The organism is Paenibacillus lacisediminis, from assembly GCF_046567315.2.
In genome coordinates this window covers 1-12481 of record NZ_JBKIAX020000021.1, presented here as the reverse complement: position 1 = coordinate 12481, position 12481 = coordinate 1, and the positions used below count along the sequence as shown (strand labels likewise).

Genomic DNA, 12481 nt, shown 5'->3' with positions numbered 1-12481 from the left:
GATATAACGTGCTGATCATTAAAATGCCGGACGGGAGGAGGGTAACCTTTTATGAAAAACTTGCGGATTTGCGACACGACGCTGCGCGATGGGGAACAGGCGGCTGGTGTAGCATTTACGGCTGCGGAGAAACTGGAAATCGCCAAGTGCCTCGCCGCCGCCGGAGTCGAGCAGGCCGAGGTGGGCATCCCGGCCATGGGCGAAGACGAGTGCCGGGCTATCCGCCGGATCGCGGCGCTGGGGTTGCCCATGCGCCTGCTGGCCTGGAATCGGGCGAGCCGCACCGATATCGACGCCTCTCTCTCGGCAGGCGTGGATGCGGCCCACATTGCCCTGCCCGTATCGCCGATCCAAATGCGCGCCAAGCTGGGAGCGGGGCCGGCCCAAGTTATCGATATGGGCAAAGGCGCCGCAGATTATGCACTAGAAAAAGGGCTTGCCGTATCGATCGGTTTCGAGGATGCTTCCCGCGCCGATTTCGCTTTTTTGCGCGAACTGGTTTGCGGTTTCCGGAAAGAAGGAATCCGGCGCTTCCGTTATGCCGATACCTTGTCCGTTCACCATCCCGGCACGCTGTACGCGAGGGTGTCGGCGTTGCTGGCCACCTGCCCGCCGGACATCGAGCTGGAAATCCACTGCCACAACGATTTTGGCTTGGCCGCAGCGAATACGCTGGCCGGTATCGAGGCGGGAGCCAAGTGGGCCAGCACGACCGTGCTCGGCATCGGCGAACGCGCGGGCAACGCCGCGCTGGAGGAAGTGGTGATGGCCTGGAAGCACTTATACCGCGGGGAATGCGCGGTGTGTCCCGACAAGCTCAAGCCTTTGGCCGAGCTCGTCGCCCGTGCGGCCGGAAGAGACATCCCCGATGCCCGGCCGCTGGTGGGGCGGCTCGCCTTTGCCCATGAATCCGGAATTCATGTGAACGGCCTGATGAAAGACCGCCGGACGTACCAGGCGCTCGATCCTTCCGAGCTCGGCGCGGACCACGTCATCGTGTTGGGCAAGCATTCGGGGCGCAGCTCGGTGCGCCTGGCGCTGGACGGGGAAGGGCTTAGGGTGAGCGAAGGAATTATCGAGGCATTACTGGAGCGGCTGCGGCGGACTGCGGGGGAACGCAAATGCCCTGTGGACAGCCGGGAAATCGGGAAGTGGGCGAAAGAGGAGTTGGCGAAGTAAAGAAGCTGTATTGGGTCCTACTAACATTCTAACGGTTGCCACAAGCGCTATTTGCTCCAAAAACGTTGATTTCAAATTGTAACGGTTGCCTTGACGCTTATTTCGCTTAAATCCGGCTATTTTGCTTAGATTCAGGTAAATAGCGACGCTCGCAACCGTTAGAATCTAGAAAGGGGATTTTTTCGCAAAATTGCCGCTGCTGCAACCGTTAGAATCCCGATTAGCTTTTACGGGAAAGCTAGAACCCCTCTCGTAAACCAACTGGCGGCTTAGCGAGAGGGGGTTTTTGGCATGTGCTTTGAAGAGTACTTTAGTCGCTTTTAAATCTGGAAGAGAGCATCAGCAGCAAAAACGACAGCAGGATCGTGCAGCCCGTCAGCGCCCAGGCGAGCGGCATATTGCCGGCATCAACGGCGAAATAAATGGCCGTCGGAATCGTTTGCGTTCGGCCGGGAATGTTCCCGGCGACCATCAGGGTGGCGCCGAATTCGCCCAGCGCGCGGGCGAAGCCGAGAATAAATGCCGCTTGCAGCGACCGCAAGGAGAGCGGCAGCACGATATGAATAAGGACCTGCCACTCGTTGGCCCCTTGCGCGCGAGCCGCTTCTTTGACGTCTTTGTCCACCGACAGGAATCCGGTTTTCAGCGTTTGATAGATCAGCGGAAAGCTGACAACGCTGGCGGCGACGATCGCTCCGAGCGGCTGAAACACAAAAGACAAGTTAAACCAGGCGGAGGCCGCCTGACCAATCCAGCCGTTTCGCCCAAGCAGCACGAGCAGGATAAAGCCGACGACGCTGGGCGGCAGCACAAGCGGCAGCAGGAACGCCGTCTCCAGCAGCGATTTGCCGTAAAAAACCGCACCCGCCATCCGCCATGCCGCCGCAAGTCCGAGGAGAAACGCAATCACCGTCGCGGCAAGCGATACCTGAAGCGACAGCAGGACCGGCGACCAAAAATGTTCTGACACGAATAATGAATCCATTACGGACCGTTACTCCGCCGGGTTAAATCCGTATTTTTTGAACACTTCCATCGCCTCAGCGGATTGCAAAAACTCGTAAAATGCTTTGGCCTCGTCCGGATGTTGGCTGCCGGTCAGTACGCCGGCCGGATATTCGATCGGGTCATGGCTTGCCGGGTCTGCGGTTAGCGCAATCTTCACTTTGTCGGAGACAGCGGCATCCGTTTTATATACAAAACCCGCATCCGCATTGCCTGTCTCCACATAGGACAACACCTGCTTCACATCTTTGGTCATAACCAGCTTGGGCTGCAAACTGTCCCAAAGCTTAAAATAGGTGAGGGTTTGCTGAGCATATTTGCCGGCAGGCACGGATTCTGGCGTACCGATGGCGATATTTCCGGCCTGCTCCAGATCCTCCAGCGCGTTAATTTGAACGGTGGCGTTCTCCGGCACAATGAGCACCAGGTCGTTGGTCAGCAGGTTTGCCGTTAATTCAGAGTTGATAAGCCCTTTATCCAGTAACGCGTCCATTTGCTTCTTTCCGGCCGACAAAAACAAATCCGCCGGCGCGCCTTGCTCGATCTGCTGCTGAAGCGTCCCGGATGCGCCGTAATTAAAGGTCAAGTTAACATCGTTGTGTGCGGCTTCGTAAATCGTTTTTAGCTCGTCCATGCTTTCGGTAAGGCTGGCCGCAGCGGAAACGAGCAGCTCGACTTTTGAGGAAGCGGTTGAATTTGCGCCGGACGCTTCCGCCTGGGCGGCGGTTCCCTTATTGGTCGAAGCGGTATTGTTTCCCGCGTTTCCGCAGCCGGAGATGATCAGCATAAGCGCGGTCATCATCGCGGCCAGCAAAGGTATCATTTTTCGTTGAAACATGAATCTTCCTCCCTAGATATAACAAATTATATCTAGATTATACTAAACATAACGAAGTGTATAGAGATTTCACGCACATTTCAAAAATAAAAATCGTCCTAACCGCACCGTTCATTGAAAAATAGCGGGAACATCAGTAAGATAAGTCTAGCTGGAACAAATACAGATGACGTGTACAAGGAGAAACTCATGACCGAACCGATCTCTTACACGACCGAAGAAATCGCCAAATTGCTGAAAGTATCCAAACTAACCGTTTATGATCTGATCAAAAAAGGCGAGCTGCCCGCATATCGCGTAGGCAAACAAATGCGGGTGGATTCCACGGATCTCGAAGCGTATAAACTTAAAGCGAAAAGCGGAAGCACAGCCGGCGCTGCTGCACCAGGACGGCTTGGCGGCGGACCCGCCGGCTTTGGCGCGGCGGATGTCCATCTGCCGCCGTTGTCTCCCGTATCGCAGCCGGTAAGCAGCGTTGACGCCAATGATGGAGTAAAACCGCTAGTCATTACGGGGCAGGACCCTGGCCTTGATCTGCTAGCGAAAGCACTGGAAAAGCGAAGCTCCAAATTCCGGCCGCTGCGCTCCTTCGCCAGCAGCATGGACAGCCTAGTGGCCATGTATAACGGCGGGGCGGATATCGTCAGCACGCATTTGTACGATGGCGACACCGGGGAGTACAACCTTCCGTATATCCGCAAATTGTTTATATCACTGCCTTATCTTGTGTTTCATTTCGTGACGCGCAAAGCTGGATTTTACGTGAAACAGGGGAACCCTTTGGGAATTACGGCCTGGGAAGACCTGGCGCGCTCGGATATTCGTTTGATCAATCGGGAAAAAGGCTCGGGCGCCCGGGTTTTGCTTGACGAGCAGCTGCGGCTTAGAGGCATCGTCCCGTCGTCCGTTAACGGCTACGAGCAGGAAGAAACGACCCATATGGGGCTGGGCGGAAGGATTGCGCTGGGGCAGGCCGATGTCGGCGTCGGCAGCGAACGCCCGGCCCGCATCGCCGGCTTGGACTTTATCCCGCTGATCGCGGAGCGGGTTGACCTGGTTGTGCTGAACAAACCCGAAAACCGGGAATGGATTGGCCTGCTTCGCGAAGCGCTGCTGTCAGGGGACCTTCGTGACGTGCTGTTTTCCTTGGGTGATTACGATTTGTCCGCAACCGGACAACTGATCGCAGGCAGCGAAGCCGGGTTATGATATGAAGCGCATAAAGGAGACAAGCAGGAGGGGGATCATGAAATATCGGTGTCTGGGAAAAAGCGGGCTTGAAGTTTCGGTGTACCGGCTGCCGTAAGCCGCTGGCCGGATTAATTTTGCTTTCAGGAAGGACAGAAGTCGCATACATGACTAAGGGGAAATCAACAATTTTCAAAAATGCACTGCTCGTTCTGCTGGTGGCGGGAGCATTGGCAGGATGTCAAAACAAAGATGAGGTCACGGATAAAAATACGGCTCCGCCGGTGCAGACGAACGACACCTTCGCCGAGCGAACGCCGAACTCAAGCGGTGAGGCAGGGGCAACGCCAACGACGGGTTCTCTGGAGCTTCAGACGAACGACGGTAATATCATAGGCCAGCAGCGTATTATTCCGGGCACGTATATCATCGGCAATTATGGTCCTGCGAATGTGGGCATTGCGGAAGTGAAGAAGCTTGGCGGCGGGGAGCAATTTCATTTGAACGTACAGGTTGTCCGGGGCCTGAGCCATCATAACGGGGAAATCGATGGTGATTTTCACGTTGACGGCCAACGGTTGGTGTTCACCGATGAATCATATCGCAACGTATCTTTATCGTTTACGGATAACGCGCTGACGATTGACTACCCGGAGGAAGAAGGTTTCGGCGGTGCCAATGCGGAACCGAGAGGGACGTACTTTTTGCAAAATTCGGGGGCCGAAGACACACCGTTCCTGACCCGACTATATGATCAGGCGGGGGTGGAGAAGGTCTACCGGAACGGGTTTACGGATGTGTACACCTACCCTTTGGACAATGATCAAAATCTGCTGCTGCTGCGTTCTCAAAGCAGTGTCGATCGCTCCGTTACGGCCAGCGAACGCCTCGTCATACATAACCCTAAAGAAGACCGCTTCATCCCGATTGGGGAGGTAGTGTCATATCATCTTGACAGCGTACGGAAGCAATTAAAAATGTATAACATCGATGATGAGCTTGTCTATGAAGTCACTCGCAAGGAATACGCCGATCGTTATAAAGAGGTAATGATGAAGAGGTTTGATCAGGGGCAGACGGAATTTTTGGACGGAGCGGCCAATTTAACCGATGAAGAAGCTTTTTATATCGTCATGGGGATTGAAAATAGCACGGCAGCGGAAAACAACCAGCGGGACGCTCAAAACTTCGGTTCCATCTTCATCCAAGAAGTCGATCATGCGGACGAGCAGTCGGTGACGATTCATATTTACGAGGAAGTCCGCAATGACGAGACCGACACGCATACGGCGACAGCGGATTGGTTGAAGGTGGACCGTCAGACCGGCAGGGTGGTCAGCGAGCTGTTCGATTAGGCGCAGTAATCCGTTGGGGAATGCTGGTATCTGCACATTGGGCGCAATCGCAAGCAAAAAATGGCGGCACAAGGATGCTTTCCCGGTGCCGCCTTTTTTTGTTTTTTACTTGCCATAAGTCAAAACTCATCACAACTAAGGTCGTCCCACCACCTCTCATTGGAAAAATTCCAATAGATTTCCGGATATCGAGTGCCATATTGAACTCTAATTGGAAAATATCCAATAGAATTCGCTCAAGTCGCCCGTTTTACTCCTTGCCGAGCCTAACCTATTGGAAAATCTCCAATCAAGCGGTTGTATTTGCTACGGAATTTCCAATTCTATTGGATATTTCCAATCTAATTTCAGATAGGGGTATGTATTTTTTGTCGTCCAATTATAGGCCAAGAATTTGCTTCTTTTTAGCCTCAAACTCCTCTTGAGTAATAATACCGGAATCTTTAAGCTCGGAGAGTTTCTTTAAGTCCTCAATCTGCCCGGAAACCGAAGATGCTTGGGGAACGGGAGCGGGAACGTGCCGTTGTGATTTGGTCCGTTGGTAGTTAGCTATATAATCGCGAATTTGTTCGGCTTTCTTCATATTGCCCGGTTGTATTGGAACTACATTTGCCGCAGCACCCTTCAAATAATCTTTTTGGTTGGTACCATATTAGGGGTGACAACTTGTAAATAAGGAACTGCTAGAAACGGTTTTGTGATATTGACCGTGACTACGGACTCTAGAGGAATAGTTTGGGTTGGCGTATTGACAAGCTTCTGAATGCCTGGTTTTATTACAAGGTAATCTTCATATAACTCCAACGTAGATGTACCGCCGTTTATGCTTTGTATCATCCTCGCACCTCTAATGTTAAGATAGTATTTCTTTCATCTTACCAAAAACTGTCGTTTTTTGTTTGTGATTTAGTTTTGCATCTAATCTAAATAGTTGCCGCCGACGATACTGCAGCATCAGCAGATGATGGCGCGGGGGCCGAGTTGCTGCTTTCGGGCCGGCTGCTCTCGAATTGCTGTTTGGCGGCGTCGGAAATAAGAACCGTATCTCCATGGGCATTCGACGCCACTTCTTCTCCGTTCACCGGCTCCTCCTGCGGCTTTTCCTCAACTTCCTCTTTAACCTCAGGGATATGTTCGAATAGCGTCCCTACCGTCTCCTGCTCCATCTGCATCTGCATCGCTCTGGCCATCATTCGTTTCTCCGCCGCGGACGCGCCGCTTTGGGCAATTTTCATAAGCTGCTCTAGTCTGGATGGAGAGGACTGCTGAGCGGAGGCGCCCGATCGCAGCATAGATGACATGGATTCAAGTTTCATTTTGGAAATTCCTCCTTCTATTAAAAATGCTTGTTTATATGTATATCGGCCGGATGATCCGTAATCTTTAAAGCAAAGAAATTATACACGCAATATCCCCGCCTTGGAGTGAGTCCGGCTTATTGCTGATACGCCTTGATCAATGCGTCCGGCCCAACTCGCGAATCAGGCGCTGGTATACGGTAAAGGCGGGCTTCGGCGTATAGTCGTCCCGCATGATGCCAAACTGATGGAAAAGATCTGGCTTGCCGCTGTCCGCATCCCGCAGGCCGAAAAGTATATAGTGACTAATATGAAGTTCCATACGCAGGCGGTAAACAGTGCGAATCACTGCCTCGAGGATATTCGCCTGCTGCTCGTATGTTCTCTCGTGTCCGGTAAATGGGTTCTGTCCGGTTGGCCATCCGTTTTCGGTTACCCGAATTGGTACGGTGACGGGAATTCCGGCCGCAACCAAGCTTTTTTCCCTTAGATGTCGAAGCGGCCGTTCCACGGCGGCGGGAATGTCGCGATAGGTTCGCGGGGATAGCGTATTTGAAGCTCCGCGCAGCTCCCGAAGCGCTCCCCCGATTTTGCCGTAATCGTCCTCGGGACCGACGGCCAAGCCGGTCGGGGTACCTGCCGGACTGAGCGGGTAAATGCCGAAAGTGAGATGAGTAGAAGTCATCGTTTGTTCACCGTCCTTTACTATTTTATTGATTTGAAATTGCCCCATAACTCCAGTTAGAACATGGAATAAGGCCGATGGCAACCGTTACATCTCGGAAATCCCCGTTTTTGCCCGAATAACGCCGCTCAGAACCGTTAGATTTTTTTGCACTCTTTTGTGCTCTTGACCAACTCCACCTGTTAAGCACCGGTTTCGGTTTTGAGCCAAATTTCCAGCAGATTCGTAAAAGATATAGTAAACTAAGCTAGTAGTATGGTGCGGATGATAAGTTATTATTTACTTAATGTCAATTTAAAGAGCCGTACTGATGCAAGGGTACATATGAAAATGAATGGAGTTTAGACATAATGAATCATCCATCTCTTCTTTCCGGCATCGTTAAGGAATTTATTCGGCAGTGTCCCAGACGAGAGACCGTCCGCGACCGGACGAAAGTTGCTCAAGTGCTGAGACAAAACGGTATTCCCGCGTTTGAGGCGCTGCTTGATTTTCAGGAAAAATACGGGGGAATGCATTGCGAGTTCGGTGGGCTTAAGGATCAGAGGTTCGTGCTCGATGCCATGGGGCCTTCCCTACCCGGCGGCGGCTTGCCTAAGGTTATGAAGTATGGAGATGAGGAAATTGTTGAATGCCTCTATTTTAGGGACATCTATTGGGGTAGAAGCTGTTACATGGATAGATATGGAACGCTGTATGTTTTGCTGGTGAACGGCGAGCTGAGGTTCTTCGAAAACCGTGCAGAAACGTTCATCGAAGACCAGGCTATTCTATCCAGCTTGCTGGACAAACGGAAACAATGGGTGACAAGCACGGTTTATGAGTCGCAGGTATCGGTCTGGATTTCAAATGCAGGGTATGCTCCTAGCTTGCTTACTCTGAGCGATCAAGAAGCATCGCAATGGTGGAAAAGCCCGGACGAACGGTTATATGTACATATGAAACGGGTTAAAGGAAAAGATGTAACCGGCACCGCCTACGCTGCGGAAGCGGATGATCTTTCACAACTTACCTCCAGGGATGTTTATTCCGCTCAAGGCTTTCCTTTTAATTGCTATTATTACCCGGAAAAAAAGCTTCTGTATACCGACGACATCCGGCAGCAGTATTTGTTTAACCGCAAGCTGTACAACAACGGAGATTATGCCAAGGCAACAATTGCGCATGTGCAGGATACGCAGGAAATGTATCTGTATGTAACCGGGCAGAAAGATTATCCCGTCGAGCGGCCAATAGAAGACTTTTTGTTGCAGCTGCCGGGGCTAGAGCTGCCTACTGGGGATTATGACAATACCTTGATAGGGTATGCGCGGGAGCAGGGAGACGAAATGATCTTAAAGCTGATATCCCGTATCGCCGGTATGGAAAGTTGCGATCTTCCCAGCAGATCGGCCGCGGAACAGATGGTGGACGGCTTGTTGTACCGGGAATTTTTACGGCGGATGGCTTTATTTGCCGACGCCTATTCCATAAACGCGCATCCTCTATACTTTAGCGCTCAAAAACTGGTGGAGCGACCGGACGAATATGAACAGGTTGAAGAGGATTACGCAGTGCTACGGAGAATGAGGGATTCTTCTCCGCGCTTCATCAGCCGGATGGCTTTGTTTTATATGAAACGCGCCCGGGAAGGGAGCGAAGCAGCCCAAAGGGCTTACCGCGTTTATGAACCTTTGCTGTTGATGTACGGCATCGGGGGATATATCATGAAAGAGCATGGCTTCATCGAGGTTGGCGGCGGCGCATTCCATCAAGGGAGTTGGCGCAATCAGATCGGCAAGGAGCCGATAGAGGATCTCTACCGGCGGATAGAGCAAGCTTGGAAGCACCGCAACCGGGAATATGCCTTGGAGGAAATTCGGCGGATCAAATGGGATCAAAAAACGGCCCGACTTGGACGGTTAAGCGCTGAAAACAACGTTGAAAATTCGGAAATGCTGCGAGTCCGGTTCAATCGGTTGGAGCTTCGGCTTGGACTGAGTCCGAATCATGGCGAGGCAGGCGATGATCCTGCTTGGGAAGGCGAGCAATTGGTGCCGACACTGCTCAGGACTCATCCCAAACTGCGCGAGTTTGCGGGAACCGCCGCACCGTTAATATGCGAAAAGTATGTGCGCTGGTCCGTGTTGTTGGATCGGCAGCATCCCGGTGCCTTGCAGAATCCTTGTCTGTACGAGCCATTCCTTGAACTGCTTCGTGAAGATGATAATATAGAGGAATGGGACAAGCGGGCGGCGCACTTGCTGCAGCTTATTGAGCGGGAGCCCATGGTGAATTATGCCGAATATTTACGCAGCAAACATCAAAGCTGATCTGCACTGGAGGGGAGATTATGTCCAATACACCTGCACCTGACCGAAAAAAAGTTTACACCATTCACGGCTATGGGGCATCGCCCGACAGTCACTGGTTTCCTTGGCTGCGCGATCGGCTGACGGAAGCCGGGGCAGATGTCGCCATATTAACGATGCCAAACCCGCAGGAGCCGAATTTTAGTGCGTGGATCAATCAGTTGTCCGCCTCAGTTCCTGATATCGACAGCAATACCTATTTTGTGGCGCATAGCCTGGGCTGCATTACTACGCTGCGATACCTGCTCCGGCAAAATCCCGCCACGCCGATCGGCGGTATCGTCTTGGTATCCGGGTTTGCCAAGCCCTTGCCGGATTTGCCGATTTTGGATAAATTCACGGAGCAGCCGCTTGACTATAACCGCTTAATTCGGTCCGCGAGCGGGCGGGCAGTCATCGCCGCTAAAGACGATACGATCGTCCCGTTTGCCTACAGTAAAGAACTGATGGAGCAAATGGAAGCCGATTTCTATCAGGTTGAACATGGCGGACACTTTTTGGAAAGCGACGGATTTACAACATTGCCGATCGTGTTCGATGTACTGAATAAAATGCTCTGCGCATAAAAAAACAAAGAAAAAGCAGGTTCGGCCTTTATGCCGAGGCCTGTTTTTTTAATAAAAAGGAAGTTGTTGCCTTAAAACCTGCACAAATTGCAGGTTTTTTTGTGGCTCAAGACCAAAATCAGTGCTTGACAAAATAAAAGATGACGGAGATAGGGGGTGTTGTCTCTCCAAATCACTTTGCACGATTATCCCTCTGGTTCAGGAGCCAAGTCACCCGATCAAACGGGATAATCATGCAAAGCCCCCGGATCACGAATCTCACCTCAGGCCACGGTCTGTTGCCGGCTTGACTGTCAAGCACTGATGATTAGGTTGAACCTTTTTTTTGTTTTGCTAAATATTCGCATGTTTTCGGTTTTACTTGCTGATACACCACTGTCTTCCCCAAGCAGGGGAGGAAATGTTAAAATAATGATATTCCAAAATGAAACTAGATTTCGCAGAGTGGAAGGCGGAGATTGTTTTATGAAACCGATTACGGCAGCAACCGTTTACGATATGCAGAGCAAGCTTGAGAAGCTGTGCGGTGTACTGAGTGAAGGCGGGGATGATCAGGCGGCCGGGGAAGTGCGGGAGATTCAGGACAAGCTGGAGCGGAAAGAGCTGACGATCGCTTTTTGCGGACATTTTTCGGCCGGCAAATCGAGCCTGATCAACAGCTTGTGCGGCAAAGTGGTTATGCCTGCAAGCCCCTTGCCGACCAGCGCCAATGTCGTTTTTATTCGCAGCGGGGCGCCCCGCGCGGTATTAAGCCCGTCCGATCCGGCCCAGCCGCCGGTGGAGATGCCCGTGGAGCATGTCGCGGACTACGCCCGCAACGGCAAAGATTATACGCGCGTGGAGCTGTGGGATGAGATTGAGCTGTTGGATCAAGGCGGCGCGCTGCTCGATACGCCGGGGGTCGACTCGAATGATGCCGGGCATGAACTGGCCACGCACTCCGCCTTGCATTTGGCGGACGTCGTTTTTTATGTGATGGACTATAATCATGTATCGTCGGAGACGAACCTAAGCTTTGCCAAGGCGTTAAGCGACTACGGCAAGCCGGTTTACATGGTGGTAAATCAGATCGATAAACACCGGGAGGAGGAGTTGTCCTTCGCCCGCTACCGGGAATCGGTGAGCCAGGCTTTTAAGGTATGGAACATCGGGATGCAGGGCATTTTTTATATTTCTTTGAAGCGGGAAGAACATCCTGACAATATGTTGCCGGCGCTGAAGCGGACGATTCAGGAAATATTGGCGCGGGGCGCCGGGCTGTTGGACTACGGAGCTTACATGTCAGCGGCGCAAACGGTAAACGACCATCTGGCGCGGCTGGCGGAAAAAGAGCGGCCACAGCGGGAGGCTCTGCTTGAGCAGGCGGACGGCGAAACCGAGGTGCCAAAACTGGAAGAGGAATGGGCTAGTCTCAAGCAGGCCGAAGCTTCCGGGGGTGAGACTGTCTGGGAAGAGCGCAGGCAGGAATGGCTCAACCGGATCGGCAAAGTGATCGATTCCGCCCAATTGATGACACCTGCGCTGCGTGAGCAGGCCGGACTGTTCCTCGAAAGCCGGGCGCCGGGTTTCAAGGTGAAGGGATGGTTTGGCGGAGGCGGAAAAACGGAAGCGGAAAAAGCCAAACGCCGGGAGACGTTCCTAAGCGGCCTGGGCGAGCAGACGGAAGCGCAGCTCGGCTGGCATGTCCGCCAGGAGCTGCGGACGATCGGCCAACATTTGCAGCTGTGGGATGAATCCTGGGAGGAGCGGCTCGACGCGCTGCTGCCGCAGCCGGAGGAGGCCTGGATCAGCGAAGCTTTGCCCGGCGGGGCGATGTTGTCCGGCGAGTCGACGCTGCACTACGCCGCGGCGGTAGCGGCGGGCGTCGCCGGACGCTACAAGCGCGCGGCCGCGGCGGTGCTGGACGCGCTGCTGGCGGCGCCGTCGCCGCTGCGCGCGGCGGAAGCGGCCGCGGCCGTGGCCCGGCGCGCCGAGCTGGCGGCGCGCCTGCCGGCCGCCCGCGCGCTGGCGCAGCTC

Annotated in this window: 11 protein-coding genes; 6 read left to right on the top strand and 5 right to left on the bottom strand. The window is 53.1% G+C overall.

Going from position 1 to position 12481, the window contains the following annotated elements; genetic code table 11:
- The first annotated feature begins 51 nt into the window (after window positions 1-51).
- Window positions 52-1179, top strand: coding sequence for a homocitrate synthase/isopropylmalate synthase family protein (locus ACLD72_RS27805; protein ID WP_411002325.1), 1128 nt, complete (start codon window positions 52-54; stop codon window positions 1177-1179).
- Window positions 1180-1489: 310 nt separating this feature from the next.
- Here the strand turns inward: ACLD72_RS27805 and modB are convergent, their stop codons facing one another.
- A complete protein-coding gene (modB, locus tag ACLD72_RS27800) occupies window positions 1490-2149 on the bottom strand; it encodes a molybdate ABC transporter permease subunit (RefSeq protein ID WP_458476289.1) in 660 nt (219 codons plus the stop codon).
- 24 nt (window positions 2150-2173) lie between these two features.
- The gene (modA, locus tag ACLD72_RS27795; RefSeq protein WP_411002327.1) at window positions 2174-3022 is read right to left on the bottom strand and encodes a molybdate ABC transporter substrate-binding protein; all 849 of its coding nucleotides are present in this window, start codon (window positions 3020-3022) and stop codon (window positions 2174-2176) included.
- Window positions 3023-3211: 189 nt separating this feature from the next.
- On the opposite strand from modA, the gene ACLD72_RS27790 reads away from it, so the two are divergent.
- Window positions 3212-4231, top strand: a complete 1020-nt coding sequence (locus tag ACLD72_RS27790) for a substrate-binding domain-containing protein (protein ID WP_411002328.1) — start codon at window positions 3212-3214, stop codon at window positions 4229-4231.
- A 146-nt stretch (window positions 4232-4377) separates the two neighbouring features.
- Window positions 4378-5565, top strand: a complete 1188-nt coding sequence (locus tag ACLD72_RS27785) for a hypothetical protein (protein ID WP_458476286.1) — start codon at window positions 4378-4380, stop codon at window positions 5563-5565.
- Between the two features lie 379 nt (window positions 5566-5944).
- Here ACLD72_RS27785 and ACLD72_RS27780 read toward each other — a convergent pair whose 3' ends face one another.
- The 3 genes from ACLD72_RS27780 to ACLD72_RS27770 all read right to left on the bottom strand — a co-directional run bounded on the left by ACLD72_RS27780 (window position 5945) and on the right by ACLD72_RS27770 (window position 7596).
- Window positions 5945-6148 (bottom strand): SHOCT domain-containing protein, encoded by a 204-nt coding sequence (locus ACLD72_RS27780; protein ID WP_458476284.1) that lies wholly within the window; start codon window positions 6146-6148, stop codon window positions 5945-5947.
- 340 nt (window positions 6149-6488) lie between these two features.
- Window positions 6489-6881 (bottom strand): hypothetical protein, encoded by a 393-nt coding sequence (locus ACLD72_RS27775; protein ID WP_411002332.1) that lies wholly within the window; start codon window positions 6879-6881, stop codon window positions 6489-6491.
- A gap of 139 nt (window positions 6882-7020) precedes the next feature.
- Window positions 7021-7596, bottom strand: coding sequence for a hypothetical protein (locus ACLD72_RS27770; RefSeq protein WP_411002333.1), 576 nt, complete (start codon window positions 7594-7596; stop codon window positions 7021-7023).
- A 302-nt stretch (window positions 7597-7898) separates the two neighbouring features.
- On the opposite strand from ACLD72_RS27770, the gene ACLD72_RS27765 reads away from it, so the two are divergent.
- The 3 genes from ACLD72_RS27765 to ACLD72_RS27755 all read left to right on the top strand — a co-directional run.
- The gene (locus ACLD72_RS27765) at window positions 7899-9860 is read left to right on the top strand and encodes a hypothetical protein (RefSeq protein WP_411002334.1); all 1962 of its coding nucleotides are present in this window, start codon (window positions 7899-7901) and stop codon (window positions 9858-9860) included.
- A 20-nt stretch (window positions 9861-9880) separates the two neighbouring features.
- Window positions 9881-10465 (top strand): RBBP9/YdeN family alpha/beta hydrolase, encoded by a 585-nt coding sequence (locus ACLD72_RS27760; protein ID WP_411002335.1) that lies wholly within the window; start codon window positions 9881-9883, stop codon window positions 10463-10465.
- A 465-nt stretch (window positions 10466-10930) separates the two neighbouring features.
- Window positions 10931-12481: dynamin family protein (locus tag ACLD72_RS27755; protein WP_458476281.1), on the top strand; the 1551-nt coding region annotated here is incomplete at its 3' end.